The sequence below is a fragment of the Methylocella sp. genome, assembly GCA_037200525.1.
Lineage (GTDB): Bacteria > Pseudomonadota > Alphaproteobacteria > Rhizobiales > Beijerinckiaceae > Methylocapsa.
In genome coordinates this window covers 1,929,002-1,954,835 of sequence record JBBCGG010000001.1, presented here as the reverse complement: position 1 = coordinate 1,954,835, position 25,834 = coordinate 1,929,002, and the positions used below count along the sequence as shown (strand labels likewise).

The 25,834-nt window shown below is 60.0% G+C and carries 24 protein-coding genes and 1 pseudogene; 18 read left to right on the top strand and 7 right to left on the bottom strand.

Features of this window, described 5'->3' with window-relative positions; genetic code table 11:
* Positions 1–82: 82 nt before the first annotated feature.
* The 6 genes from WDN46_09440 (at position 83) to WDN46_09415 (ending at position 7,438) form a co-directional block, all read left to right on the top strand.
* Positions 83–844: an SDR family oxidoreductase gene (locus WDN46_09440; GenBank protein ID MEJ0093643.1), complete on the top strand. Its 762-nt coding sequence runs from the start codon at positions 83–85 to the stop codon at positions 842–844.
* Between the two features lie 812 nt (positions 845–1,656).
* Positions 1,657–2,586: a ubiquinol oxidase subunit II gene (gene cyoA / locus WDN46_09435; protein ID MEJ0093642.1), complete on the top strand. Its 930-nt coding sequence runs from the start codon at positions 1,657–1,659 to the stop codon at positions 2,584–2,586.
* A 2-nt stretch (positions 2,587–2,588) separates the two neighbouring features.
* Positions 2,589–4,565 (top strand): cytochrome o ubiquinol oxidase subunit I, encoded by a 1,977-nt coding sequence (cyoB, locus tag WDN46_09430; GenBank protein MEJ0093641.1) that lies wholly within the window; start codon positions 2,589–2,591, stop codon positions 4,563–4,565.
* Position 4,566: 1 nt separating this feature from the next.
* The gene (cyoC, locus tag WDN46_09425) at positions 4,567–5,202 is read left to right on the top strand and encodes a cytochrome o ubiquinol oxidase subunit III (protein ID MEJ0093640.1); all 636 of its coding nucleotides are present in this window, start codon (positions 4,567–4,569) and stop codon (positions 5,200–5,202) included.
* Entirely contained in the window at positions 5,202–5,582 is a 381-nt protein-coding gene (gene cyoD / locus WDN46_09420; protein ID MEJ0093639.1) for a cytochrome o ubiquinol oxidase subunit IV, read from the top strand. The genes cyoC and cyoD overlap by 1 nt, the downstream gene beginning before the upstream one ends.
* A gap of 1,163 nt (positions 5,583–6,745) precedes the next feature.
* Positions 6,746–7,438, top strand: coding sequence for a Pr6Pr family membrane protein (locus WDN46_09415; protein ID MEJ0093638.1), 693 nt, complete (start codon positions 6,746–6,748; stop codon positions 7,436–7,438).
* Between the two features lie 86 nt (positions 7,439–7,524).
* On the opposite strand, the gene WDN46_09410 is transcribed toward WDN46_09415, so the two are convergent.
* Positions 7,525–9,291: an ABC transporter ATP-binding protein gene (locus WDN46_09410; GenBank protein MEJ0093637.1), complete on the bottom strand. Its 1,767-nt coding sequence runs from the start codon at positions 9,289–9,291 to the stop codon at positions 7,525–7,527.
* A gap of 249 nt (positions 9,292–9,540) precedes the next feature.
* Here WDN46_09410 and WDN46_09405 point away from each other — a divergent pair, with 249 nt between their 5' ends.
* Entirely contained in the window at positions 9,541–10,596 is a 1,056-nt protein-coding gene (locus tag WDN46_09405; GenBank protein ID MEJ0093636.1) for a glycosyltransferase family 4 protein, read from the top strand.
* On the opposite strand, the pseudogene WDN46_09400 reads toward WDN46_09405, so the two are convergent.
* Both WDN46_09400 and WDN46_09395 read right to left on the bottom strand, forming a co-directional pair.
* Positions 10,593–11,889, bottom strand: a pseudogene (locus WDN46_09400) (MFS transporter). The gene WDN46_09405 and the pseudogene WDN46_09400 overlap by 4 nt on opposite strands.
* Before the next feature lie 34 nt (positions 11,890–11,923).
* Positions 11,924–12,577, bottom strand: coding sequence for a PRC-barrel domain-containing protein (locus tag WDN46_09395; GenBank protein MEJ0093635.1), 654 nt, complete (start codon positions 12,575–12,577; stop codon positions 11,924–11,926).
* Positions 12,578–12,638: 61 nt separating this feature from the next.
* On the opposite strand from WDN46_09395, the gene WDN46_09390 reads away from it, so the two are divergent.
* Complete coding sequence (locus tag WDN46_09390) at positions 12,639–12,797, top strand: hypothetical protein (GenBank protein ID MEJ0093634.1); 159 nt, start codon at positions 12,639–12,641, stop codon at positions 12,795–12,797.
* Positions 12,798–12,826: 29 nt separating this feature from the next.
* On the opposite strand, the gene ureG is transcribed toward WDN46_09390, so the two are convergent.
* From ureG to ureE, 3 genes are read right to left on the bottom strand one after another with little or no spacing between them, the layout of a single operon-like run.
* A complete protein-coding gene (gene ureG, locus WDN46_09385; GenBank protein ID MEJ0093633.1) occupies positions 12,827–13,441 on the bottom strand; it encodes an urease accessory protein UreG in 615 nt (204 codons plus the stop codon).
* Positions 13,442–13,449: 8 nt separating this feature from the next.
* On the bottom strand, positions 13,450–14,124 hold the full coding sequence (locus tag WDN46_09380) for an urease accessory protein UreF (GenBank protein ID MEJ0093632.1): 675 nt from the start codon (positions 14,122–14,124) through the stop codon (positions 13,450–13,452).
* Positions 14,125–14,151: 27 nt separating this feature from the next.
* Complete coding sequence (gene ureE / locus WDN46_09375; GenBank protein ID MEJ0093631.1) at positions 14,152–14,652, bottom strand: urease accessory protein UreE; 501 nt, start codon at positions 14,650–14,652, stop codon at positions 14,152–14,154.
* Between the two features lie 404 nt (positions 14,653–15,056).
* Between ureE and WDN46_09370 the strand changes: the two genes are divergently transcribed.
* Genes WDN46_09370 through ureC form a run of 4 tightly spaced genes read left to right on the top strand, consistent with a single transcriptional unit; the run spans position 15,057 to position 18,301 of the window.
* A complete protein-coding gene (locus WDN46_09370; protein MEJ0093630.1) occupies positions 15,057–15,947 on the top strand; it encodes an urease accessory protein UreD in 891 nt (296 codons plus the stop codon).
* 24 nt (positions 15,948–15,971) lie between these two features.
* Complete coding sequence (ureA, locus tag WDN46_09365; protein MEJ0093629.1) at positions 15,972–16,274, top strand: urease subunit gamma; 303 nt, start codon at positions 15,972–15,974, stop codon at positions 16,272–16,274.
* 9 nt (positions 16,275–16,283) lie between these two features.
* Positions 16,284–16,595: an urease subunit beta gene (locus tag WDN46_09360; protein MEJ0093628.1), complete on the top strand. Its 312-nt coding sequence runs from the start codon at positions 16,284–16,286 to the stop codon at positions 16,593–16,595.
* A gap of 2 nt (positions 16,596–16,597) precedes the next feature.
* Positions 16,598–18,301 (top strand): urease subunit alpha, encoded by a 1,704-nt coding sequence (ureC, locus tag WDN46_09355; protein MEJ0093627.1) that lies wholly within the window; start codon positions 16,598–16,600, stop codon positions 18,299–18,301.
* Between the two features lie 57 nt (positions 18,302–18,358).
* Here ureC and WDN46_09350 read toward each other — a convergent pair whose 3' ends face one another.
* Positions 18,359–18,745 (bottom strand): transposase, encoded by a 387-nt coding sequence (locus WDN46_09350; GenBank protein ID MEJ0093626.1) that lies wholly within the window; start codon positions 18,743–18,745, stop codon positions 18,359–18,361.
* Positions 18,746–19,096: 351 nt separating this feature from the next.
* Here WDN46_09350 and WDN46_09345 point away from each other — a divergent pair, with 351 nt between their 5' ends.
* The 6 genes from WDN46_09345 to WDN46_09320 all read left to right on the top strand — a co-directional run bounded on the left by WDN46_09345 (position 19,097) and on the right by WDN46_09320 (position 25,513).
* Positions 19,097–20,350 (top strand): urea ABC transporter substrate-binding protein, encoded by a 1,254-nt coding sequence (locus tag WDN46_09345; protein MEJ0093625.1) that lies wholly within the window; start codon positions 19,097–19,099, stop codon positions 20,348–20,350.
* Positions 20,351–20,413: 63 nt separating this feature from the next.
* The gene (urtB, locus tag WDN46_09340) at positions 20,414–22,030 is read left to right on the top strand and encodes an urea ABC transporter permease subunit UrtB (GenBank protein MEJ0093624.1); all 1,617 of its coding nucleotides are present in this window, start codon (positions 20,414–20,416) and stop codon (positions 22,028–22,030) included.
* Positions 22,027–23,121, top strand: a complete 1,095-nt coding sequence (gene urtC, locus WDN46_09335) for an urea ABC transporter permease subunit UrtC (protein ID MEJ0093623.1) — start codon at positions 22,027–22,029, stop codon at positions 23,119–23,121. Before urtB ends, urtC begins: the two co-directional genes overlap by 4 nt.
* Positions 23,121–23,849: an urea ABC transporter ATP-binding protein UrtD gene (gene urtD / locus WDN46_09330; protein ID MEJ0093622.1), complete on the top strand. Its 729-nt coding sequence runs from the start codon at positions 23,121–23,123 to the stop codon at positions 23,847–23,849. Before urtC ends, urtD begins: the two co-directional genes overlap by 1 nt.
* Positions 23,850–23,851: 2 nt before the next feature.
* Complete coding sequence (gene urtE / locus WDN46_09325; GenBank protein ID MEJ0093621.1) at positions 23,852–24,544, top strand: urea ABC transporter ATP-binding subunit UrtE; 693 nt, start codon at positions 23,852–23,854, stop codon at positions 24,542–24,544.
* A gap of 30 nt (positions 24,545–24,574) precedes the next feature.
* Positions 24,575–25,513, top strand: coding sequence for an acetamidase/formamidase family protein (locus WDN46_09320; protein MEJ0093620.1), 939 nt, complete (start codon positions 24,575–24,577; stop codon positions 25,511–25,513).
* Positions 25,514–25,834 lie beyond the last annotated feature (321 nt).

Below are 25,834 nucleotides of genomic sequence, written 5' to 3'. Positions count from 1 at the left end.
TCCATGCCGACGCAAACTGCTTGGCATTTTAACAGCAAGCGAATTCGCCAGAGACGGAAACGCTTAAAGCAGGAGCACGCACATGGATCTCGGATTGAAAGGGCTGCGCGCCGTCGTGACCGGCGGCACCAAGGGCATCGGACGCGCAATCGTCGACACATTGGCCCGCGAAGGCGTCGATGTCGCCTTTTGCGCTCGCAACGCCAAAGAGATCGCCGTGGCGCAGGGCGCGGTCCGCGCCTTGAATGTGCGGGCCTTCGGAACCGCCGTCGACGTCGCCGACGCGGCCGCCCTCAAAGCCTGGGTAAGCGAAGCCGCGGCGGCGCTCGGTGGCATCGACATCGTCGTGGCCAATGTCAGCGCCCTGGCGATTGGACCCGACGAGGACAATTGGAGGCGCGGCTTTGAGATCGATCTGATGGGTTGCGTCCGGATGGTCGACGCCGCCCTGCCCTTTCTTGCGCAGAGCAAGGCGGCCTCGATCATCAGCATCTCCAGCGTGTCGGCTCGCGAGATCGATTTCGCAGCCGGCCCTTATGGAGCCTTCAAAGCGGCGCTGATCCACTACACTCAGGGACTCGCCAATCAGCTGGCGTCGAAATCGATCCGCGCGAACAGCGTGTCGCCGGGCAACACCTATTTCGAAGGCGGCGTCTGGAACCAGATCAAGGACGGCAATCCGGAACTTTACAAGACGGCGCTCGCCCTCAATCCAACCGGCCGCATGGGAACCCCGCAGGAAATGGCCAATGCGGCGGTGTTTCTGGCAAGTCCCGCCGCAAGTTTCATCACCGGCGCCAATCTTGTGGTTGACGGCGCGCTGACGCGCGGCGTCAAACTTTGATCGGAAGAAACGGCTCCGCATCCTGACGCGATCGACGAGGCCGTTTTCTGACCTCTTCGAAGACTTCGCGAGGAATTGGGCCTCCCAAAGAATCGTTTTCGAGCGCCAGCTCCGCGATCGCGGCGTGAAGCGATCGCAAATCGACGACTGGCGCGGCAGGTTCAGGACCCGCCCCGGCTCCAAAATATCGGCCTGCCGCAGTTGCGCTTTCCGCGCCGTAAGGAGTGGATGATTGACGACAACCGTCTCTTCGAAGAGGCAATTCGGCTTTGTTCAAATGAGAGCGGCGAGTGAGCATAAATTAAGAGAATCCAGCAACGCCGACAAATTTGGAGCGTCAAGCAAATAGTATAGTGCACTCGGCGCAAGCGCCCCTGCTATCGAACAGCAGCTCGTCATCAACGGTCAGAATATCACATTAACGGTCAGAATATCACATTATCGCGAGGGTGCGCCGCCCTCGCTATACCCGCTACCTGAGACGGTTTGTCCAATCGCTGCGGCGTCGCAAGCGCGGTAGATAATATTTCGACGCGTGGGAACCAGCGGCAATAGATAGATCGACCGCTAGACGACCATATGCGCCGAGTTATTACTTCCGGTCGCTGACCGCGACCGGCGCAAGCCTTGCCTCGTCAATATCATGCGGCTCATGCCGGTTATCTGCATCGCCTAATTAATCATACTTTTACGTGGACGATATGACTTTCAACTTCGGCTCATTGATGGTTACTCGCGCGAAAAGACCTTCGGCAACCTCGGAGAACCGCGCACGCGGCGTCATGTCGCACCCTCGCTTGTTCTGGCGCCGAATGCGGCGTGCGGCCTCGTTCATGGCGCTGTTTGCGACAGCGCCGCTGCTCGGCGGTTGCCAGATGGCTCTGATGGATCCGAAAGGTCCAATCGGTGCCGAAGAGAAATCGATTATCCTCCTGGCTACCTGGCTGATGCTCATTGTCGTCGTGCCGGTGATCGTGATGACGATCGCCTTCGCCTGGCGATATCGCGCCTCCAACGCCAAGGCCGCATTCACGCCCGATTGGGAGCACTCGAATCTGATTGAGGCGGTCGTCTGGCTCGTACCGTGTCTGATCATCGCGGCCCTGGCGACCGTCACCTGGACGTCGACGCACAAACTGGACCCGTATGAGCGCATCGTCTCGAGCACGAAGACCATTGAAGTCGAGGTCGTCTCGCTCGATTGGAAATGGCTGTTCATTTATCCCGACTTGAAAATCGCCAGCGTCAACGAACTCGCCTTCCCAGTCGACGCGCCAGTACATTTCCGGCTCACATCGGCGTCGGTAATGAACTCCTTCTTTATTCCCCAGCTAGGCAGCCAGATCTACACCATGCCTGGAATGGAAACTAAACTCAGCCTGCTCGCGAACGAGACCGGCGAATATGACGGCATGTCCGCGAATTATAGCGGCGGCGGGTTTTCCGACATGAAGTTCGCAGCCCGCGCGATGACCGAAGGCGAATTCGAGGATTGGGTCAAGAACGTTCGCGCCTCGCAGAACAAACTGACGAAGTCGGCCTATCGGGAGCTCGCGCTGCCGAGCGAAAAGACGCCGGTAGCCTATTACGGCGACGTAGAGCTCTCCCTTTATCATGACGCATTGAACAAGTGCTCGGACGGCGCGCTCTGCAGAGATGACGCGATGAAGTTCGCTATGGCGAAAGACGCATCGGGCGGCGATCCCGCGCTGTGCACCGCCGCCGCACCAAGGGGTTTGTAAAGATGTTTGGCAACCTTTCGATGGCGGCTGTTCCAATGGAGCAGCCTATCGTCATGGGGACGATCGGAGGCATCCTTGTCGCCGCCGCCGTGATCCTGGGCTTGATCACATATTTCGGCAAGTGGCGCTATTTGTGGTCGCAATGGTTGACTTCAGTCGATCACAAAAATATCGGCGTCATGTATATCATACTGGCGCTGGTGATGTTGCTGCGCGGCTTCTCCGACGCCATACTGATGCGCACGCAGCAGGCGCTCGCCTCCAGCGGCGGGGCCGGCTATCTGCCGCCTGAGCATTACGACCAGATCTTCACCGCCCATGGCGTCATCATGATCTTCTTCATGGCGATGCCTTTCGTCATCGGCTTGATGAACCTTGCCGTGCCTCTACAGATCGGGGCGCGGGACGTTGCCTTTCCCTACCTCAATTCGCTGAGCTTTTGGCTGACCGCCGCCGGCGCGCTCCTATTGAACGTGTCATTGGGAGTTGGCGAGTTCGCTCGCACGGGCTGGCTCGCCTACCCGCCGCTGTCGGAGCTTGAGTTCGGACCGGGCGTCGGGGTCGACTATTATTTGTGGAGTCTTCAGATCTCCGGCGTCGGAACATTGTTGGCCGGCGTCAATATGATCACGACGATCCTAAAGATGCGCGCTCCCGGCATGACGCTCATGCGGATGCCGATTTTCACGTGGACGTCGCTGTGCACCAACATGCTGATCGTCGCTGCGTTTCCGATCCTGACGGCGACGCTGGCCATGCTGTGTCTCGATCGCTACCTCGGCATGCATTTCTTCACGAATGAGGCCGGCGGCAATCCGATGATGTACGTGAACCTCATCTGGGCCTGGGGACATCCGGAAGTCTATATCCTGATCCTGCCCTGCTTTGGCATATTTTCCGAAGTGATCTCGACGTTCTCGAGCAAGCGCCTGTTCGGATACACCTCGATGGTTTACGCGACCATCTGCATCACCGTGCTGTCGTTCCTGGTGTGGCTACATCACTTCTTCACGATGGGATCTGGAGCCGACGTGAACGCCTTCTTTGGCATCACGACCATGATCATCTCGATCCCCACCGGCGCGAAGATTTTCAACTGGCTCTTTACAATGTATCGCGGCCGCGTGCGCTTCTCGACGCCTGTCCTCTGGACGATCGGCTTCATGATCACCTTTACCGTCGGAGGGATGACGGGAGTGCTGATGGCCGTGCCTCCTGCTGACTTCGTGCTTCACAACAGCCTGTTCCTGGTCGCCCATTTCCACAATGTGATCATCGGCGGCGTCGTGTTCGGCTGCATGGCCGGCTTCACCTACTGGTTCCCGAAGGCCTTCGGCTTCAGGCTGGACGAACGGCTCGGCAAGGTTTCGTTCTGGTGCTGGCTGGTGGGCTTCTATCTGGCGTTCATGCCTCTCTACATCCTCGGATTGATGGGCATGACGAGACGCATGAACCATGTCGACAACCCTGTCTGGCATATCTACCTGATCATCGCGATGATCGGCGTCGGCGTCATACTCTGCGGCATCGTCGCCCAACTCGCACAGATCTTTGTCAGCGTCCGTAACCGGGAAGCGCTGCGGGATCTGACCGGCGATCCGTGGAACGGTCGCACTCTGGAGTGGGCCGTGGCGTCTCCGCCGCCCTTCTACAATTTTGCACGGACGCCGATCATCACGGGAAGAGACAGTTTTTGGGAGATGAAGGAAAAGGGCCTCGCCCATCGCCAGCTTCCGGCCTATCGGCAAATCCATATGCCGCGCAATACAGGCGCCGGCTTCATCATCAGCGGGTTCGCCGCGGCTCTCGGTTTTGCTCTCGTTTGGCACATCTGGTGGATGGCTATCGGGTCCGCCGCTGCAGCGCTCGCCGTGGTCATCGCGCATTCGTTCAATGAGAACCGCGACTATTACGTACCGTCTGAGGAAGTTGCTCAGACCGAAGGCAAATATTTCAACCAATTACCATCGCAGGCCTGAGATGACCGTTCATAGCCGTCCACTCCCCGCCGAATCCCTTTTCGTCGCCGACGCCATAGATGCGCACGAGGAGCATCATGACGATGGATCCACGACCACCCTTGGGTTTTGGATCTATCTGATGAGCGACTGCATCTTGTTCGCGGCGCTGTTTGCGAGCTTTTCCGTGCTGCGAGGCCAGACTGCCGGCGGCCCAAGCGGCAAGGAGATTTTCAGCCTCCCCTATGTCCTTGTCGAGACCTCCTGCCTTCTTGTCTCGAGCTTTACATACGGCATGGCGATGCTCGCCGCGGAGCAGCGTCAGCAGGCCTTGGTGCTGCGCTGGCTCGGCCTGACGCTTCTTCTCGGCCTCGCTTTTATGGGCCTCGAGCTGCACGAGTTCTCCCAATTGATTGGCGATGGCGCTGGTCCTGACCGATCCGCTTTTCTGTCGGCCTTTTTCACGCTTGTCGGCACGCATGGCCTTCATGTGACTTCCGGCATGATCTGGATGGTCGTGCTGATTGCGCATGTCTTGCGCCGCGGCCTGACCGACGCCAACCGAACCCGTCTGATGTGCCTCAGCCTATTCTGGCACTTCCTCGATATCGTTTGGATCGGCGTCTTCACCGTCGTCTATCTCATGGGAGTGGCCTGATGAACGTCTCATATACTCCCTCAGCTCCCCCGCCAGCGCACGGGGCGCATCCCGCCGAGGGCGCAGGGCACGGCAGCGTCCGTTCTTATGTGACCGGCTTCGTTTTGTCGGTAATTCTGACCGTTATTCCTTTCGGACTGGTCATGTCGGGTCTTGTCCCGACCGCGACGGCCATCTCAATTTGCGTCGCTTTCGCCGTCGCGCAGATCCTGGTGCACCTTGTCTATTTCCTCCACATGAATGGCTCATCGAGCCAATCTTGGAACAACGCCGCCTTTGTCTTCACCGTGCTGATTGTGGCGATACTGGTCGTAGGTTCGCTTTGGGTGATGAACCACCTCGACACTCATATGATGCCGGGAATGATGCCGTCCGATTGAGCAAAACGGCTGGGCTTTAGGTGGAACTGCGGAGGACGCGGGGGTCGGAATCAGCATCGAAATGCAATGAAGTCGGCCCCTCGCCATCATGAGGCCTTAAGGTGGCCCCATTCTTGCTTGATGACTATCGGAGCTGAATTTTGCTTCGGGCCGGAAGCACCCGTCGCGGCGATTCCTCCTCCTGCTTCCTAACTTAAGCCAGGCCAGCGCGCCTGGCTTTCTTTTTGGCGCTTTGGCCATCGGTAGGTTGGCTCGCCGGTCATCAGCATCGATATGTGGGCGGCCCGTCGGAGGGTCCAACTACGCCATTTGGGGGAGTGCGCAGATTATTTCGGAATGGTCCGCGAACTTCTCCAGCAGCAGGGCGCCGCCCGCTGTTGAATCCTACGGCGGCATCGCCACATCAACGCGTAAACTGCGCGGCCCCCAAGAAGAAAAAGCTGGCTGTGATCAATCCAAGTCCAAGACGCTGAGCGATGCGCCGCCGTTTGATTCGAGACGTTATGCGACTGAGCGTGCGCGTATCCAGATAAGCGCCGATCTGCTCGTATGCAGAGGATCCTTGATACAATGCAAGGGCGCCAAGCATCCCGAGGCCGGCGGACATTAAATTAATTGCTTTGGCTATCGTCATGCTACCCGACCCTTTCTTGAAGCTGGATGCCTAATTGTCTAATGCGCCCCATTTATGATCTTTCGATCCGTGATCGGCGTCATCTCCGCTTGCAAAGGCATCCGTTGCCGAGGCCCTTGGCGCAGCGAGCGCACGATGATTTTACAACCCGCGCGGCCTTCAAGGGCGAATAGCGAAAAGAGACCTCAGTCGAAGCTCAGCCCGAATCGCCGCCATTGATGAATTCAATCCCGGCTGCGAGCAGCATGGAATCGCCGCGCTACTACTCGATTGCACCGCAGAAAAAATGCGTTACCAATGCAATAAATTGAGCCGCAGCTTTCCCATCGATATTTCGGCGTCCCCACACACGCAGCCTCGCCGACAAATCAAGATCGCGCATCGCGCGCCGCAGCGATGAAGGGTTTTGACTTCGGGTCTTGTCGCTGGAAATTAATAATTAATCTCTAATCTCTGGCCCGGATCGCTTTACAGCACCCAATGGCATGCCCCACCATGCCTTAATGCAATGCCTGCGGCGAGTACGCCCATGTCGAAGAAACGAATAGAGCGCGACGACGGCTGTGGATTTGGGGCTGGACCTACGTCCGACGCTCAGCGGATTTGCGCAGGCATTCTTGCATCCGTGGCGTGGTTTGGCCTCGTCATCGAAATCGTTTTCAGCATCCAGGACGCTGTGGCGGAAAACGCTTCGATTGCGACCTACCTCGTCAATCAATTCAGTCGTTTCTCGATCCAAACCACCACGTTGGTCGCGCTCGTCGGAACTCTCGCGTTCCTACGGCCGCAGCCCGCGTCTTTTATTTTGCGGCCAAGCGTTCAAGCGGCGCTGGTCGTTTATGTTGTGGTCGTCGGCGTCGTTTTTGAGGTATTGCTTCAATCGGACTCACAGGGAATAGAATTCGTCGACCGAATTTTACACGGGGCGATTCCGGTTCTCTACCTATCATATTGGCTGATATTCGCGCCCAAAGGCACGCTCTCGTGGGTCGATCCGGCGCTATGGCTAATTTATCCGCTGCTCTTTTTTGTCTATACGATGATGCGGGGCATGATCTTCGGCATTTACCTTCAGCACGTCAGCGAAGTCATCAAACAGGGCTACCGTGAGACGTTCCTCCACACGCTCGTTTTCTTCGCCGCGTTTCTTGCGGTCGGTCTTATCCTTGTTTCGGTTGATCAAGCGCTGGCCGAGCGGCGAAACCGCTGCCCGTGCGGTTAAGGCAGAACGGTTCAATCCCGAAGAACCTCCGCGCAACTTCCCTTGATGTCGCCGATTGAAATCGGACCACCCCCGCGCGTTTGTGCTCAGGCGGCCTGCTCCGCGAGACGGCTCATCTCTTGCCTGATAAGCGCCTGGTAAGGTCCTTCCACCTGCATGAGGCATTCAGGGTCGCCGTCTTGCACAATTTTCCCTTGCCGTAGCACAATAATCCGATCAAAATTTCGCAAGGTCGACAGGCGGTGGGCGATCGCAATGACCGTTCGACCATGCATGAGACGCGCGAGCGCCTCGCGGATCGCCTCTTCGGCTTCGCTGTCGAGAGCCGACGTCGCCTCGTCAAGCAGCAGGATCGGCGAGTTCTTCAAGAAGGCGCGGGCGATCGCCACGCGTTGACGCTGGCCGCCGGACAGCTTCGCGCCCCTATCGCCGACCATGGTGTCAAGACCCGCCGGCAGATTCTGAATGAATGGACCGCATCGCGCGGCGATCGCCGCTTCCCACACCTCGTCATCGGTCGCGTCCGGGCGTCCGTAACGAATGTTCTCCATCAGCGAACGATTAAACAGGGCCGTATCCTGCGGCACAATGGCGATGGCGTCGCCAAGGCTCGCCTGGGTGATTCTGGAAATGTCCTGTCCATCGACCACTATGCGACCGCTTTGCAAATCGTAGAATCGTTGCAGCAGCGCGATGAGGGTCGACTTGCCTCCGCCCGACGGACCGACGAGCCCAACCCGCTGACCCGGTTCCACATCAAGGCTGAAATTATCGAAAACTTGCTTCCCTTCCGGATAGCGGAAACTGATGTTCTCGAATAGGACGCGCGCGCCGCCGGCCGGCGCGAGAGCGGCCGCTTGGGGATGGTCCCGCAGCTCATGCGGAGACAACAGCGTGGCGAGCGCTTCGGAGAGGCGCGCCATATGCTGGGTGACGTCAACGAGGGCGACGGCGAGATCGCGCGTGGCGCTGAGCACCGACATTCCGAGCGTACAGACGAGAATGACATCGCCGGCGGTCGCTGCGTTCTGTTGCCAGAGCCGGATCGCCCAGGCCAGCAGGCCGAGCATCAACAGCACGGTTACGAGGCCATGCATCAACCGGAGTTTTTCTAGATAAAGAAGGCTGCGCCTGCGAGCCTTCACCTCTTGACCGACCGTAGCGTTGAAGCGGCGATACTCGCGCATAACGCCGCCGAAGGCTTTCACCAAAGCGATATTGCCGATGACGTCGACCATCTCGCCATCAACCGCTGCGGCCTTATCGGCGAAATCATGGTGCAGCGGCTTCCCGGCGGCGGCGATGCGGAAAATCGCCACCACGACGGCGCCGGAAACGATGGCCAAGGAAGCCGCCATGGGCAAGCTCACCATCGACAGAAAGGCGATCGCCCCAACGGTCGCCACGCAGGGCGGCAACACATTCCAAACGAACATATTTTCTATGGTGAAGACCGCATTCGACGTGGCCGTGATGCGGCTCGTCAGCACGCCGGGCATTCGTTTGGCGAAATAGTTGGGCGCGTGGCCGGTCAAGTGCCCGAAGAGGTCGGCGCGCACATCGCCGGTTACCTGCACGAACGTATAGGCCGCAATCCAGCTCGCCACGCGCCAAAGCAGATTGTCGGCTGCGATGAAAAACACCAGGAGGCAAAAGGCCGCCCATGGGCTGCCGTTCTGCGGCCCCGCCGTCAGCGCATCGACCAGAGATTTGACGCCATATTGGGTGCTGACCGAGAAGCCGACGGCTCCCACCACCGCCACAACAATGGCGGCGTGAGGCACGCGGCGCGCCCCGATATAGCGCCGGAAAAACGCCAAAGGTCGATTTGCGTATTGAGTGAGCTTATCCATTGACTGCAAAGTTGTGGATTGGAAATGGGAGTAAAGTTTGGCGGGCGCCGGGCCTCTCTGCGAACTGGCCGGCGCTATGCGTCTTTTGTAAAAAAAAGCTCTGGATCATTCGGCGCGCCCATTTGACCTGGCGGCTATTCAACGAACGCAGAGAAGGAGCGTTCCGTCGTCGAGAAGCGCCTTGGTCTAAATTTTACCCGAAAACGTTGCGACAGCTTGGCCAACGCTCACGCCAAGGAGTTGCAAGGTTTGCGAATAGCACAGATTTCCCCACTGACTGAAGCAGTCCCCCCCAAACTTTATGGCGGCACCGAACGCGTCATTTCGTGGCTGACCGAGGAGCTTGTCGGCCTCGGACACGACGTCACGCTCTTCGCCAGCGGAGATTCCGTAACGACCGCGCGCCTCGAGCCGATGTGGCCAAGAGCGCTTCGGCTCGACGGCTCGGTGCGCGACCCCAACGCTCTTCACATGATGATGGTGGAAGAAGTCTGCCGGCGCGCGAAGGATTTCGATCTGCTGCATTTCCACCTCGACTATTATCCCTTTTCCGTGATGTCGCGGCAGGCGATCCCATTTGTAACGACCTTGCATGGCCGTCTCGATCTGCCGGAACATCAACCGGTATTCTCCACATTCTCGTCAATTCCGTTGGTGTCGATCTCCAACTCACAGCGGCGTCCCGTGCCAAACGCAAAGTGGATCGGCACGGTTCATCACGGATTGCCGGAGAACCTACTGACGCCGGAGCAGACAAAACCCTCCTACCTCGCATTTCTTGGCCGTATTTCACCTGAGAAAGCGGTTGATCGCGCCATTCGCATTGCTGAACGTTGCGGCCTTCCGCTCAAAATTGCGGCAAAAGTCGATGGCGCCGACCAAGATTATTTTGACGAAAAGATCCTGCCCCTCTTGAGCAAGCCTCATGTTGATTTCATCGGCGAAATCACCGACGCGCAAAAGTCTGAGTTCCTCAGCGGCGCGCTTGCATTGATCGTGCCGATCGATTGGCCGGAGCCATTCGGCTTGGTCATGATCGAGGCGATGGCTTGCGGGACGCCAGTGATCGCGTTTAATCGCGGGTCCGTCCCCGAAATCATCGAGGATGGCTTGACGGGCTTCATCGTCGAAGACGAGACAAGCGCGGTCGGAGCCATACGCCAGTTGCCGCGGTTGTCTCGCGCCGCCATCAGAAAGCGCTTCGAGGAGCGGTTCACCGCGCGTCGCATGGCCGAGCAATATCTGAGCGTGTATCGTGGTTTGATGGATGCGGCTTCGCTGCGGCCGAAGATCGTCTCCGCCTAATCGGGCAGCGCTTTGTCATTCGCGTCCGGGCGCGTTTCCGGCATTGCGAGCAAGACCAACGCAAATCCGGCGGCGGCGAGCCCGGCCATGGTCGCGAAAGCTACATAGCTGCCGAAATGGTCGCTAAGGTAGCCAACGAGGGTGGTGCTGATTGCGGCCCCAATTCCGACGGCGCAGCCGATGACGCCCTGCGCCAGATTGAAGTGACCGGTGTTGCGCGAGACATCGGCGAGCGTGAGAGGGACCATCACGGCGAGCACAGCGGCTGAAATGCCATCGAGAAGCTGCACGATCACCAGCAGATAGGGGTCAATCACCACCGCGAACAAAACGCCGCGAACCGCCAACGCGCCAAAGCCAAGAATGAGAAGCGGCCGCCTCCCCCATTGCTGCGCCTTGCGCCCGACCCAGGGCGACAGAATAGCGACGATAAACTGAGGCACGACAATGGCGGTGGCGACGAGAGCCGTCGCCAGCTCGCTGGAGCGCAACGTCACCATGCTTGCCGCCAGCGGCAGCATCGCCGCATTGGCGAGTTGGAACAAGATCATGCATGCGGCGAAGATTCGGAGCGCGCGGTTTTCAAAGAGGCTGCGCAGGCCGGGCGCGATTTTGGAGCGCGGAGCATCGCCGTGAACTCTGCCCGGATCGATTTCGCTTGGCCTTATCTGAAAAAGCGCGATCAGGGCGGGCGCGGCCATAGCGGCTGCAACAAAAAAAAACCGCGCGGTTCGACAGATAATAGCCGCATGCGCCCATCCCGACTGCAGCAAGGCCGGTGCCAACCGACGCAAAGGAGGCGTTGCGGCCCAGGCGCTCGCCGATCGCCTCCCGTCCGACGAGACCTAGGCTGATCGCCGCCATTGCGGGGCCGAGCACGCAGCTTGCGCCGGCTTGCGCGATTCGGGAGGCGAGGACGATAACGAAGATTGGCCATGCCGCGAGGGCGAATGCGCTGCCGCCAATGGCGATGAGCGCCAAGGCGGCGATCTTGCGCGTCGAGCGGGCGGCGTCGACAAGCGCTCCACCTGGGATTTGACCAGCCAAGCCGACGAGGCTTCCGATCGTCAAGACGAGGCCGATATCGACCTGCGTCCATTTCTGTGCGGTCAGATAAACGGCGACGAAGGCCCCAAAGCCCGTTTGCACGTCGGCGACGAAGAACACAAACCAGTCGAGACCGCGCTGGCTAGCGCGGGAGGGCGCAGCGCGCGGACGCCCACCGGGTTGGTTTCCCCGCGGAGCGCTGTCCTTGCCATAGGCGCCCTTCGCATTGGTTCTCCGGTCCGCCATATGACTCCATGAGAATGCCGCTTTGATTGACAAGTTATTTGGGGACCGGAGGTTCCTCGGGCGGGGGGCTGATTGCGGCGGGGGCGACTGCAGGAGCAGCGACAGGAGCGGGAGCGGCGACCTGCGCGGCGGCCGGCCGGCCAACTATCACGACAGGATCGCCCGGCTTGAAGATGGGAGCGACCCGCAGCTGATTGCGGCTCAGATCCATGATGACATTGTCCATTTTGCCGTTGGAGGGGAAACGGATCATGCCCCAGTCAACCGCAATCTTGCGCGTGCCAACCCCAAGAAAACCGCCGAAGTCGATGATCACGGCGCGCGCTTGACCTGTGCGGTCAACGATTACATCCACGATCCGCCCCATGTCCTCGCCGGTGAGGCTAAGCACGTTCTTGCCGAGAATGCTGTCCAACTGCTGTCCGTCAACTACGGTTGCAGGCGTGCCTTGCTTTTCTTTGTCCTTTTCGTCGGTCGCGGCTGGCGCGGCGGCGGGATTGTTCGCCGATGGCGTTGGAGGGGGCGCCGGAGCGGTTTGAGGTTCGGGCGGAGGAACGGGTTGGGAGGGCGCAGGCTGGGGCTCGGCTTGCGCCGGTTGAGCGGGAGCCGTCTGCGCAACGCTGCCCGCCGCAGCGAGGGCAACGTCCTGAAACGCCAGAATGGGCGTCACTAGGGTGAGTGCGGACACCGCTCCTGCACATAAGCGGCTGAATATGCTGCATCGTAGCGTCTGCGCATTGAACTTAGGCATGACTTTCAGACCTTTTGCGCTGATCGCCGCCATCAGCATCGTTCTCAAAACGGCAGAGTGGATGGCGATCTCCCTCGAATTGCGAGGCCTCCCGCCAATCGTCTGCGCCGGTGATGGCGACATTGCGACCTTTCAATGTCGCCATCATCTGCATTAACTGGCTCTGCTCTGGCCCAGCGCTGAGCATTAGACGGGCGCGAGCAGCCCGGCCTTTTCGATGAACGACACCACAACGTCGAGGCCATGGCCGGTTTTGAGATTGGTGAACACAAATGGGCGGGCGCCGCGCTGGATCTTTGCGTCGCGCTCCATGACCTCTAGGGAAGCGCCCACATGGGGCGCCAAATCAATCTTGTTAATGATCAACAGATCGGATTTGGTAATGCCCGGACCGCCCTTGCGCGGAATTTTGTCGCCCGCCGCGACATCAATGACATAAAGAGTTAGATCCGAGAGTTCGGGACTGAAGGTCGCGGCGAGATTATCGCCGCCGCTTTCGACGATGATGATTTCGAGGTCGTTGAAGCGCGTCTGCAGTTCATCGACCGCCGCAAGATTGATGGACGCATCCTCGCGTATGGCGGTGTGCGGACACCCCCCGGTTTCAACCGCCAATATGCGCGCCTCTTCAAGCGCGTCGTGACGCACCAGGAACTCCGCATCCTCTTTGGTGTAAATATCGTTGGTCACCACCCCAATGCTGCGCTTATCGCGCATCGCCTCACAAAGACTGCGGACCAATGCCGTTTTGCCCGAGCCGACCGGGCCGCCTATGCCAATTCTCAACGCACCGCGCGCCATGCTTCACCTCACGAACGAAACAGCCTGCTGTATTGTTTTTCATGCCATGCGCTCGCCATCGCCATGCCGATGGCCGCGTTGCCGACATCATCATCAACAAGCAGCTCGGCATGAGCCGCGCTGCGCTCGATGACGTCAACCGCATTGATCATAATGCGCTGCCCCGATGTTTGGCCGAGCGGGACGAGACGCATCGCGGCGCCGGCCTGACCCTCAATGACGCTCCACATCAATCCCCGAAGAGCTTGCGCCGAAGGAATCCGCCAGTAATCTGCCGCGAGGGCGAAGGCCGCGGGATAGGTAAGATTGCGATCCGCGTAATCCCTCGCAGATGCGACCTCGACATCGCGCAGCAGGCGCTGCAAGGCTGCCCCCATCCGCTGATCCTCGAGCTGCAACTCGCGGCTTTCGCGGCTGGCCCAGAGCCATCTATCGTTGCGCAGGAAGGCGTCTTGATCACCGACCTCGAGAGCGGACATCATCCGCCTGAATATGGCCCCGTCGAGCGCTACGAACGCATGTTCCAGCGCTCCGTGAATCCATAATTGCGCGCTGCGTTCATCCGTCACCCAGCCGCGTTCGATGGCGGTTTCCAAACCTCGCGAATATGAAAAAGCCCCCACCGGCAAACTGGGACTGACCAACCGAAGAAGGTGCAGGGGCGCTGCGCCGGCCCCGATCATCTCCGCCACCCGATCGACGCCTCGCCGTCACTCATGGTCATGCGGATGATGATGGGCGTGCGCCCCATGCGAGTGGCTGTGGCCGTGACCATCGGAATGGCCGTGGCCGCCGCCATAGGCGCCCGGCTCCGGCTCGAATGGCGCCATTTCCGCCGCGACCTCGAGGCCCAACTGCCTGACCATATCATCGAGCACATGGTCGCGCTGGTAACGCAGGAAACCATCGCCGACCTGCAGGGGCACATGGCGATTTCCCAAATGATAGGCGCCTCGCATCAAGGACAAGATATCTCTGGACCGCACCGTGGAGACGGCCTCAGCCGCGGCGCGAACTTCAACGATGGACCCGTTGCTCGCCCGCAGAAGATCGCCGCTGCGCAGAATGCGACCGCGCTCGAGCACGACCGCAGCTTCCGCCCCGCTGTCCAGAATCGCGCGCATTCGGCTCTTCTTTCTAAGCTCGAAAGGAAGCGTCATGCTTTCGTCCGCTATCTCCCCGGAAGAGGCGTATTCTTCAATTTCCAACATATCCTGCGAGCCCACATCAGACAGACTTGGCGACGAAAGGCAGACTTGCGCGGCGAAATATTCGGCGTGAGCTAATTTCGCCCCGGCCCCTGAGAGCGTAGACCGGTTGCCGGGCGATTACAACGGATCGCGGCGCTTTGACGACGGGGGCTTCATGATGAATAATGCGTTCATCATGACAAAAAGGGGGGCGCACGATGGTTGCTGGGACGTTCCCGCGGGCTGGCATGATTGATGAATATTCATGCCCCTCGTGGGTCATGAAGCAGGTTTCCCGCCATGTAATGAGCGTCGCGAGCGAGCGGACGGTTGCCTCGCCCCGCTCGCCGGCGCCGATTTGCCCGCCGCCGTCGCTCTGACGCGAGAGAGATGACCCAGATTAGCATCACATGAAGCCGCCCGCATTGACAGAATCCCCAGCCTTCGATGTCGGGTCGGCAACCGCGCTCCAGCGTTCGCTTGGCGACGCCCATTCGCATCGCTGGAGGGCCGAGTTGGAGCTGTGGTTTGAATATGTCGATCGGCGCACCCGCCTGATGCGCCGCCGTCATTTCGGCCCCCTTGTGGTGCAGAGCCCCTTTTACCCGGAGCAGGACGGGACGTGTCATGTATATGTGCTGCATCCTCCTGGCGGCGTCGCCGGGGGCGATGAGCTGCATCTGACGTTTCATTTGGGCGGCGAAGCCCGATCCGTGCTGACGACGCCCGGCGCCACGAAGTTTTATCGCAGCGCGACCGGAAAGGGTTTGCAACGCTGCGTCATCGATGTGGCCGCAGGGGCAATATGCGAGTATTTGCCCCAGGAGACGATTGTCTTCGACGGCGCCACCGCGGAGATCGATACGCGCGTGGCGTTGGAGGAAGGCGCAACTTTCGTCGGTTGGGATTTCATCTGCCTTGGTCGCCCAGCCGCGAACGAGCGCTTCACCACCGGTTCTATCACGCAGCGCGTCGAAATAGTGCAAGCGGGCAAACCGATCTGGTTCGAGCGACTTCACCTGCGCGCAGGCTCGCCCCTGCAGGATGCAGCCTACGGGCTTGGCGGCCAACCCGTGTTCGGCGCTATGGTCTACGCGGGTCCGCTGAAAGGCGGGCTGGCGGACCTTGTATTGGACGCGGTGGGTCAGGCAGGAGACAGGGTCTTCTCGGTCAGCCAGCTTGATCAAGCTGTGGTCTGTCGTTACCTCGGGCGGCATGCCGAAGAGGGGAAGCAGCTTTTCGCCCGGGCCTGGGACTCGCTGCGAACCGCTCTTCAATTAAAGCCTGCCTGCCTTCCGCGGATTTGGGCGACATAAGAATTATTAATCTGGGAGCCGGTTATGGAACTTTTACCGCGCGAGAAAGACAAACTTTTGCTTTTCACTGCGGCGCTGCTGGCCGAACGCCGAATGCAGCGCGGGGTGAAACTGAACTACCCGGAGACTGTCGCCTTCATATCCGCCGCGATTATGGAAGGCGCGCGCGACGGGAAGACCGTCGCCGAACTCATGGCTTATGGCGCCACCCTTTTGACTCGCGGCGATGTGATGGAAGGGATTCCTGAAATGATCCATGACATCCAAGTGGAGGCGACATTCCCCGACGGCACAAAACTCGTCACCGTGCACAACCCCATACCTTGAGAGCGCGCAATGATTCCAGGCGAATTTCTTATAGAGGACGGCGTCCTCGAGTTGAACGCCGGCAGGCAGGTGCGCGACGTGACGGTTGCGAACTCGGGCGACCGGCCCATACAGGTCGGCTCTCATTTTCATTTCTACGAAACCAATGCGGCGTTGGTGTTCGACCGCGAAATATCGAGGGGATTCCGACTGAATATTCCCGCGGGAACGGCGGTGCGCTTCGAGCCCGGACAAGAGCGCCACGTCGAACTCGTGGCGTTGGCCGGCGAACGCGCCGTATATGGTTTCAATGCAAAGATCATGGGCAAACTGGAGGGCTAGAAATGGCGACGATTACGCGACGGGCGTATGCCGATCTTTACGGCCCAACCATCGGCGACCGCATTCGCCTTGCCGATACCGGACTACTGATCGAAATCGAGGAAGACCGCGCGACATATGGCGATGAAGTGACGTTCGGCGGCGGAAAGGTTATCCGCGACGGCATGGGACAAAGCCAGCGATCCGCCGCCGAAGTGGTTGATGTCGTCATCACAAACGTCATCATTCTCGATCATTGGGGCATTGTGAAAGCCGATGTCGGCATCAAGGATGGCCGCATCGCCGGCATCGGCAAATCCGGCAATCCCGACACGCAGCCAAACGTCAACATTATCATCGGGCCTGGCACGGATGTGATTGCTGGCGAAGGCAAGATCCTGACGGCCGGCGCCATAGACTCGCACATCCATTTCATCTGCCCGCAACTGGCGGAGGAGGCGCTCGCGAGCGGCACAACCACCTTGATCGGCGGCGGAACCGGACCATCAGTCGGAACGCTTGCGACGACGGTAACGCCAGGACCCTGGAATATTCATCGCATGCTCGAGGCCATCGATGATTTGCCGATCAATGTGGGGCTGCTCGGCAAGGGCAATGCGAGCCTGCCCGAGCCCCTGCATGAACAGATCCGCGCCGGGGCCATGGGGCTGAAACTCCATGAAGATTGGGGCACAACGCCAGCGGCCATCGACAACTGCCTGTCCGTCGCGGATGAGGAAGACATTCAGGTCGCCATCCACACCGATACGCTCAACGAAAGCGGATTCGTCAAGGACACGTTCGCGGCCATGAAGGGCCGCGCCATCCACAGCTTCCATACGGAAGGGGCCGGCGGCGGTCACGCCCCGGATATCATCACCGCGTGCGGCGAGCAAAACATCCTGCCGTCATCCACCAATCCGACGCGCCCCTATACAATCAACACCATCGACGAGCATTTGGACATGCTCATGGTATGCCACCATCTGAGCCCGCAAATTCCCGAGGATGTCGCCTTCGCGGAGTCGCGCATCCGCAAGGAAACGATCGCGGCGGAGGATATTCTTCACGACCTTGGCGCCTTCAGCATGATGTCGTCCGACTCCCAAGCGATGGGGCGCATCGGAGAAACGACATTGCGGTGCTGGCAGACCGCTCACAAGATGAAGCTGCAGCGCGGGCCATTGCCCGAGGACAGCGAGCGCAACGATAATTTTCGCGCCAAGCGCTACGTCGCCAAATACACCATCAACCCGGCCATCACTCATGGCATAGCCCATGAAATCGGCTCGATCGAGGTCGGCAAGCGCGCGGACTTGGTGCTTTGGAAGCCGGCGTTCTTCGGCGTCAAACCTTCGCTTGTCCTTATCGGCGGCATGATCGCCATGGCGCCCATGGGCGATCCGAACGCTTCGATCTCGACGCCGCAGCCGGTGCACTATCGAAGCATGTTCGGCTCGCTCGGCCGCGCCCGCGCCAGCACCGGGGTGACGTTCGTCTCAAAGGCCGCGCTTGATGACGGCATAGGCGACAAACTCCGGCTCCAGAAATCGCTGGCGGCTGTTCGCAACACAAGGTCCGTTCAAAAGAAGGATATGATCCACAATAATCTGGCGCCGAAGATCGAAGTCGACCCGCAAAATTACCAGGTGCGGATAGACGGCCAAATCATCACTTGCGAGCCCGCCGATGTATTGCCCATGGCCCAGCGCTACTTCTTGTTCTGAATTTCAGAGTGGCGAACTGCGCCCGTCGCCGCAAATTGCTGAAGTTGTCGAGTCGCATCATCGAAGGCCGCGCACGAACGCGAAGCGGCCAGCCGATGCGCCGCGCATGGGCTCGGAACCAATCGCCGAAGGCCCATTGCGCTCGCAGCCTTGATCTGGCCGCCCTGCAACTTTGGTAGCATTCGAGGATGGGATCTTCATCGCCGTCCCATCCAAACGAGCGGAGAGACTATTGACGAGAGTGCGGAGCCTCAAGTTCTCAAGCTGGAGCTCCTTCATTTCGCGAACCGCCGGCAAGGTCAGGCCGCCGTAGCGTCTGCGCCACCGATAAAACGTGCGCGGCGTTATCCGCGCGGCGCTGCAAATCTGAGCGATGGAGAGACCAGCGCTCGCCTCGAGGAGCAGATGTAGGATTTCACCTTCGGTGTGCTGCGAGCGTCGCATCGGAATGAGTCCTGCGTCAGTTATCGGACCGATTGGACAGGAACTTCCGCGCTTCTCAGATCAGTTCAGTGAGTTCCAGCCGCTTGCTGGGCTAGTCTTGGCGAACAGCCGCGACGATAACGCCAGGCGCCGCTTACTGAGACAGAATGTCGCTTCAAAAGATCTGAGAATCCGTCACCGCGGCGCGTCAACAGGGTACATGGGCCGCCCAAAATGTCAAAAGTGACATAATCCATTGGAATATCGAGCTTTTGCCGCTCATTTGGGCAACGCTGTGCAATATTTGAAGTTGCCTCCCATAGAGCCATGGGACAAAAGCTACGCCCGTCTTTGACAAATAGGGTGTCGTTCATGAGCACGTTTTCACGGCGTTCGTTCCTCCAAGCGACGGGTCTCGCCACGGCAGCCCTCGCCTCGCCAATTGGCATGCCGGCGATCATCCGCTCCGCTCGCGCGGCGACGGGGCCCGTGAAGCTCGGCTGCCTATTCTCCTCCTCCGGCACAATGGCCAATATCGAGGGACGGCTGAACTATGTCGTCCGCATGGCCGCCGAGGAGATCAACGCCAAGGGCGGCGTCAACGGCCGCACCATTGAGGTTGCGGTGTCCGACCCGGCTTCCGACTGGCCGCTCTATGCGCAGATCGGCAAGCAGATGTTAGAGCAGGAGAAGGTCGCGGCGTTGTTTGGCTGCTGGACATCAGTGTCGCGCAAATCGGTGCTGCCGGTCGTCGAGCACGCGGACGGCCTTCTGTTCTACCCGCTGCACTTCGAGGGCGAGGAAAATTCCAAGAATGTCGTCTACGTGAATTCGCCGCCCACGAGTTCGGTGCTGCCCGCTGTGGATTACCTGATGGGCGACGACGGCGTCAGCGCCAAACGCTTCTTCATGTTGGGATCCGATTACGTTTGGCCCCGCACCATCAACAAACTACTCAAGGGATACTGGAAGTCCAAGGGCATTCCGGAAACCGCCTTGAAAGAGGAATATGTCCCGCTGGGGTTCTCCAACTTCCAAACGCTGGTCAATCAGATCCGGTCATTTGCGGATCAGCCGGGCGGAAAGCCGATCGTCGTTCTCACCGTGGTTGGCTCATCGATCCCGGATTTCCTCCGCGAGTTCGCCAACCAGAGCATCAAAGCGACCGACGTTCCCGTCCTCGGGCTCGACATGGTTGAAGCCGACCTCGAAGGCCTCAACACGGAGCCGCTCGTTGGCCATCTCAACTGCTGGGCTTACCTCCAGAACGCCAAAGGAGCCGCCAATAAGGCATTCCTCAAGCAATGGGCCGATTATGTGAAGGCCAAAAACGTCCCCTTCAAGGGCAGTGTGGCTATCGACCCGATGGTGTCGGCTTATGATTCCGTGCATCTTTGGGCGATGGCGGCCGCCAAGGCCGGCTCGTTCGATGTGCCCGAAGTCCGCAAGGCGTTCGCCGGCCTCAGCTTTGATTGCCCATCGGGCTACAAGATCGCCATGACGGCCGAGAACAATTATGTGTCCCGCGGCGTGTTCATAGGGTCCGTGAACGAACAACAAGGGTTCGATGTGCTCTGGCAGTCGAAGGACACCCCGAAGCCTGTCCCGTTCGGCTTACAGGGATAAGCATTGCCAAACAAAGTGGAGTTACCGGCCGGCGCATTGTCGCCGGCCGCGATTGGGATTGTAATGCTGCGTCGTTTCTGCGTCGCCGTCTGTCTTGCTGTGACGATGGCGGCGCCTGGGTCGCTCTACGCGGCGGACGCGGCGCGCCCGGCTTTGATCGCTGGACTTTGCGGCGAGGCTGCCGCGCTGAACGAGACCGGAGGCGCCTTAGTCGGGCTGGCGGCGGAAGGTTCCGACGATGACCGAAACTGGGCGGCGCCGATCGCCCGCGCCGTGCTCGACCACAAATTTACTTGCGACGCGGCTGGAGCCGTAGTCGCAACCGGCGGAGCCACTCTCGACGCGCTGACCGGCGCGCCGCGGGAGGCGGGGGAAGACGCGCACGCCCCGGTGCTCAACCTGAAGAACCGGGGTATATTTGAGACTGCCGAGGCGGCTCTCGCCCTGCGCGCCGCCCCCGACGCAACTCGGCGCAGCGCGGCTCTGCATACGCTGGAGCGTAAGGCCGCGAGCTTGCCCGAAAGCCTGTTCGACGGGGCGGCGAGGGCCGAGCAAGATCCCGCTTTGAAGCAGCAGATCCTCGCGATCGCCCATGCGGCCGCGCTGAATTCGGCCGAGCCGGCAAAGCGGATCGCGGCTCTGGCGCAGATCGCCGAAAATCCGAACCGCCGCGCCATGACGGAAGTCGAGGCGCTAACAGCCGATCCGGCCTATGCGACCAATCCGGAATTCAAGCGCGCGGTCGACGCCGCAGTCACTAAGATCTCACGCGGCATCGCCATCGGCGACGTGCTTGCAACGCTCTACAATGGGCTGAGCTTCGCCAGCATTCTGTTCATGGCGGCAATCGGCCTCGCGGTAATTTTCGGTCTGATGGGCGTGATCAATCTGGCGCAGGGCGAGTTCATCATGATCGGCGCCTATGTGACTTGGCTGGTCCAGGAAGGGCTGCGGCGTCTCGCGCCCGGCCTTGTCGACTTCTACCTCATCCTGGCGATTCCAGTCGCTTTTCTGGTTACCGCCGCAATCGGCATAGCGCTCGAAGCCGCGCTGCTTCGGCATCTCTACCGCCGGCCGCTTATGAGCCTCCTCGCCACCTGGGCCGTCAGCCTCTTCCTCACCAATCTGGTCCGCGTCACCTTCGGCACGCAGAACCTGCAATTTGTCACGCCGTTTTATGTCACGGGCGGCGTGCCCGTCATCGGGGATTTCATTTTTACGTGGAATCGCATGTTCGCCATCGTCTTCGCGATCGTGACGCTGGCTTTGACCTGGGCCATCGTGCGGTTGACGCCGCTTGGCCTCAACATTCGCGCGGTTACGCAGAACCGGATCATGGCGGGCTGCATCGGCATCCCGGTGCGGCGGGTGGACATGATGGCGTTTGGCCTCGGCTCGGGCCTTGCGGGATTGGCCGGCCTCGCTCTAGCGCCGGTCTATAGCGTCAATCCTCTGATGGGACAGAACTTCATCATCGACAGTTTTATGGTGGTCGTGCTCGGCGGCGTCGGCACGATCGCGGGCACGGTCGTGGCCGCGCTCGGGATCGGACAGATCAATGTGCTGATAGAGCCGCTCTGGGGCGCAGTTGCGGCCAAAGTCATCGTGCTGCTGATGATTATCGCTTTCCTGCAATGGCGCCCCGAGGGCCTCTTCGCCGTCAAAGGCCGCCGCAAATGAAGCCCTGGACGTCGGACCGGCCGCTGCTCCTGTTGCTGGCGCTCATCGCGGCGGTAGCTATCTTGCTCGCCGTCTCGGCTGCGACCTCTTCCGGCGTTTCGCCCTATGTGGCGAACGCGATCGGCCAACTCGCGGCCTTCGCGGTGCTGGCCCTCTCGCTCGACCTTATCTGGGGCTATCTCGGCATATTGTCGCTTGGGCAAGGCCTGTTCTTTGGGATCGGCGGCTATGCGGTCGCCATGTACCTCTTGAAACATTCGTTTGAGGTCACGGGCACGGCGCCGGATTTCATGCAGTTCATGGGCTGGAAGGAATTGCCGTTCTATTGGGCGGGTTTCGGATTTTTCCCTTATGCCCTGCTGGCCGCCGCAATCGTCACCCTGCTGATCGCAGGCGCATTCGGCTATGTGTCCTTCCGGTCCCGCGTCGGCGGCGTCTACTTCGCGATCATCACTCAGGCGCTCGTTTATGTGGCGATGCTGCTGATGTTCCGGAATGATACCGGGTTCGGCGGCAATAATGGCATGACGGGCTTTTCGGTCGTCTTCGGCTGGCCGATCGGCGCCGACGGCGTGGTGATCGCCATGTCGTTTGTCTCCGTGCTGGCGCTGGGCCTCACCTTGCTTGGCTGCCGCATGTTGCTCGGCAGCCGTTTTGGCGCGCTCATGCTGGCCGCGCGCGACGATGAAGTCAGGCTGCGCACCCTAGGCTACGATACGCTTCGCCTGAAGCTGGCGGTCTGGTGTTTGGCTGCGCTCATCGCAGCGCTGGCGGGCATTCTCTACGTGCCGCAAGTCGGCATCATCAATCCGCGTCTCCTCGCGCCCGATCTTTCTCTCGAGATCGCCGTCTGGGTCGCGATCGGCGGCCGGGGGCATCTTATTGGCGCCGTGATCGGCGTGCTTCTGGTCAACGCCCTGAAATTCTGGCTTTCGACCGCGGCGCCGGAGCTATGGCCCTTCATCCTGTCGGCGCTCATCGTCCTCGTGGTGTTGGTTTTCCCGAATGGGCTCGTCGACCTCGGCAAGATGAAGCTCGCGCGTCCAATGGGTCCGAAGCGACTTGCGACTGGCGCGCGGGAGCTGCGCTGATGTCTGGGGTTGCGCTTCTGGTTGACGCCGTAACCGTCGAGTTCGGCAGTTTCCGCGCCATCGACTCACTGTCGCTCGCGATCGACTATGGCGAGGTCCGCGCGGTCATCGGCCCCAATGGTGCCGGCAAGACAACCTTGCTTGACGTCATTTCCGGCATCACCCGCCCAAAACGAGGTCGGGTAGTGTTGGACCAGATGATCGACATCACGCAGCAAAACGAGTCGGAGATCGCGCGGTCGGGCGTTCGGCGAAAATTCCAGAAGCCAAGCATTTTTGAAGGGCTGAATGTGCGCCAGCATATCGTCATCGGCGCGCAGGCGGGGTTTCGACGCACAATGTCCGAACGCATGCTCGCCGAACGAGTGGCCGAAATTCTGGAAGCCGTTGGTCTCGCCAACGAGGCTCAGCGCTCCGCCTCTGAACTCGCTCATGGGCAAAAGCAATGGCTCGAAATCGGCATGGTGTTGGCTTCGAACCCCAAAGTTCTCATGCTCGACGAGCCGGTCGCCGGCCTGACCGACGAGGAAACCGAGCGCACGGCCGCTCTGGTGCGCGGATTGAGGCGCCGGGACCGCGCCATCGTCGTGGTTGAGCACGATATGGACTTTGTCGAGCGCATAGCCGATCGGGTCACGGTTTTGCACGAAGGCAGAACCCTTTTCGAGGGCTCCATGGCCAATGTGCGAGCCGACGAGCGCGTCGTCGAAGTCTATCTGGGGCGCTGACCATGCGATTTCGCGTCGAAAATCTCGATCAGCACTATGGAAGCGCGCAGGTTTTGCGGCGCGTCGATTTCGAGATCGAACCAGGAGAGTGCCTGGCGGTGCTCGGTCGCAATGGGGCTGGCAAGACGACCCTGCTCAAATGCCTGATGGGCGTCTTGCCGACGACTCAGGGCCGGATTCTGGTCGACGGCGCGGATATCACGGGCTGGTCTTCCCACCGGCGCTCGGTTTGCGGGCTCGCCTATGTGCCGCAGGGCCGCGAAATCTTTTCCGAACTAACCGTGGGAGAGAACATCGAGGCGGCCGCCCGCGCGCATGGGACGTTTGGGACCGGGCTCATCGATGAAACCCTCGCGCTTTTCCCGGTGTTGAAGCAGATGTGGCGTCGCCCCGGCGGCGCGCTCTCGGGAGGACAGCAGCAACAGCTCGCCATCGCTCGCGCGCTGGTGACCAAGCCCGGCCTGCTTATCCTCGACGAGCCGACCGAAGGCATCCAGCCCAATATTGTGGCGGCCATAAAGGACGTTCTCGCCGCCCTCAAGGGCAAGATCTCTCTGTTGCTCGTCGAGCAATATCTCGACTTCGCAATCAGTCTCGCCGACAGCATCGTAGTCCTGTCCCGCGGGACGGTAATCGAGGCTGGCCGCGCCGATGCGACCAGCCGTGACCAACTCACCCGGCATATCGCCATCTGACAACAAAAAAGAAAGTAACGGAGCCATTTTATGTCGCGACGCCACGAGATTCCCGCAACGCCCGAAAACATGGTGTGGGGCTACTTGGACAGCACAACGAAACCAGTGTTGGAAATCGCCTCTGGCGATGTGGTGACGCTTCACTCATTTCCGGCCGGCGGCAAAGAGACCTTGCCGGAAGATCGAAGCCTAGTCCCTGCCGATTACCTCGCCGCGCTGGACACGCTTACGCAGGGACCTGGTCCCCACTTTATGACCGGACCTGTCTATGTCAAAGGCGCCGAGTATGGTGATGTTCTCCAGATCGACATTCTCGACGTGAAGGTGCGGCAGGACTGGGGGTTCGTATCGATCCTGCCCCTGCTTGGAACCTTGCCGGACGAATTCACCGATTACGAAACCATTCATCCGACCGTCGACCATGCGCGCAATGTATGCGTGACGCCATGGGGAACGGAGATCCCGCTTGATCCATTCTTCGGCATTATCGCCGTAGCGCCTCCAGCGGCATGGGGCCGCTGTGGTTCGCCCGTGCCGCGCAGCTTCGGCGGCAACATGGACAATAAGGAGCTGCGCCCGGGGACGACGCTCTATCTTCCGGTCTTCAACGAGGGCGCTTTGTTCTTTGCGGGCGATGGGCATGGCGTGCAGGGCGATGGCGAGGTATGCATCACCGCGCTCGAGACCGGCGTCACCGGCGTTTTCCGCCTGACGGTCCGCAAGGACATGAAGCTGTCATGGCCCTTCGCGGAGAACGCGACCCATCTGATGTCGATTGGGCTCGATGAGGATTTGGATGACGCCGCCAAGCAGGCGGTGCGCGAAATGGTCGCCCACATTTGCGCCCGCACGAACCTCACTCGCAATCAGGCGTATATGCTTTGCTCGCTCGCCGGCAACCTGCGCGTGACGCAGCTCGTTGACGGCAACAAGGGCATCCACATGATGTTCCCGAAGGCTTATCTATAGCCGCAAGATTTGCAGGCGGCGGGATGTCAGGCTCCATCAGCTTCGATCATAACGCCGCTGGCAAGAGTCGAGTCAGGCGGAATGACGCTTGAACTCAAACGACACGCCGCATCGTTGATATATACCACGAACACACAAATGAGGGCCTCTAGGGCTGCGCCGTTCTGCGTTTGTACGGCCGGATCCAGTGGAAACTTGCCGCTGGGTCCATCGCGCCCCGAGCGCGCTTCAGGACGCAAACTGAATCGCCAATCCTCGGCAGCGACCGCTCAGGCATTCTGAAGCCAATAGCAACAATCTGTCGCACCCCCCCTGAAGATC

Bases quoted from the DNA above. Each gene is read 5' to 3' on its own strand.
- cyoA (MEJ0093642.1), top strand. From the start codon at position 1,657: ATGCGGCGTGCGGCCTCGTTCATGGCGCTGTTTGCGACAGCGCCGCTG.
- ureG (MEJ0093633.1), bottom strand. From the start codon at position 13,441: ATGGCGCGCGGTGCGTTGAGAATTGGCATAGGCGGCCCGGTCGGCTCG.
- ureC (MEJ0093627.1), top strand. From the start codon at position 16,598: ATGGCGACGATTACGCGACGGGCGTATGCCGATCTTTACGGCCCAACC.
- WDN46_09415 (MEJ0093638.1), top strand. From the start codon at position 6,746: ATGTCGAAGAAACGAATAGAGCGCGACGACGGCTGTGGATTTGGGGCT.
- cyoC (MEJ0093640.1), top strand. From the start codon at position 4,567: ATGACCGTTCATAGCCGTCCACTCCCCGCCGAATCCCTTTTCGTCGCC.
- WDN46_09390 (MEJ0093634.1), top strand. From the start codon at position 12,639: ATGACTTTCAGACCTTTTGCGCTGATCGCCGCCATCAGCATCGTTCTC.
- urtB (MEJ0093624.1), top strand. From the start codon at position 20,414: ATGCTGCGTCGTTTCTGCGTCGCCGTCTGTCTTGCTGTGACGATGGCG.
- WDN46_09345 (MEJ0093625.1), top strand. From the start codon at position 19,097: ATGAGCACGTTTTCACGGCGTTCGTTCCTCCAAGCGACGGGTCTCGCC.
- WDN46_09410 (MEJ0093637.1), bottom strand. From the start codon at position 9,291: ATGGATAAGCTCACTCAATACGCAAATCGACCTTTGGCGTTTTTCCGG.
- WDN46_09440 (MEJ0093643.1), top strand. From the start codon at position 83: ATGGATCTCGGATTGAAAGGGCTGCGCGCCGTCGTGACCGGCGGCACC.
- WDN46_09360 (MEJ0093628.1), top strand. From the start codon at position 16,284: ATGATTCCAGGCGAATTTCTTATAGAGGACGGCGTCCTCGAGTTGAAC.
- WDN46_09350 (MEJ0093626.1), bottom strand. From the start codon at position 18,745: ATGCGACGCTCGCAGCACACCGAAGGTGAAATCCTACATCTGCTCCTC.
- ureE (MEJ0093631.1), bottom strand. From the start codon at position 14,652: ATGTTGGAAATTGAAGAATACGCCTCTTCCGGGGAGATAGCGGACGAA.
- cyoD (MEJ0093639.1), top strand. From the start codon at position 5,202: ATGAACGTCTCATATACTCCCTCAGCTCCCCCGCCAGCGCACGGGGCG.
- cyoB (MEJ0093641.1), top strand. From the start codon at position 2,589: ATGTTTGGCAACCTTTCGATGGCGGCTGTTCCAATGGAGCAGCCTATC.
- urtE (MEJ0093621.1), top strand. From the start codon at position 23,852: ATGCGATTTCGCGTCGAAAATCTCGATCAGCACTATGGAAGCGCGCAG.
- urtC (MEJ0093623.1), top strand. From the start codon at position 22,027: ATGAAGCCCTGGACGTCGGACCGGCCGCTGCTCCTGTTGCTGGCGCTC.
- WDN46_09320 (MEJ0093620.1), top strand. From the start codon at position 24,575: ATGTCGCGACGCCACGAGATTCCCGCAACGCCCGAAAACATGGTGTGG.
- urtD (MEJ0093622.1), top strand. From the start codon at position 23,121: ATGTCTGGGGTTGCGCTTCTGGTTGACGCCGTAACCGTCGAGTTCGGC.
- ureA (MEJ0093629.1), top strand. From the start codon at position 15,972: ATGGAACTTTTACCGCGCGAGAAAGACAAACTTTTGCTTTTCACTGCG.
- WDN46_09380 (MEJ0093632.1), bottom strand. From the start codon at position 14,124: ATGATCGGGGCCGGCGCAGCGCCCCTGCACCTTCTTCGGTTGGTCAGT.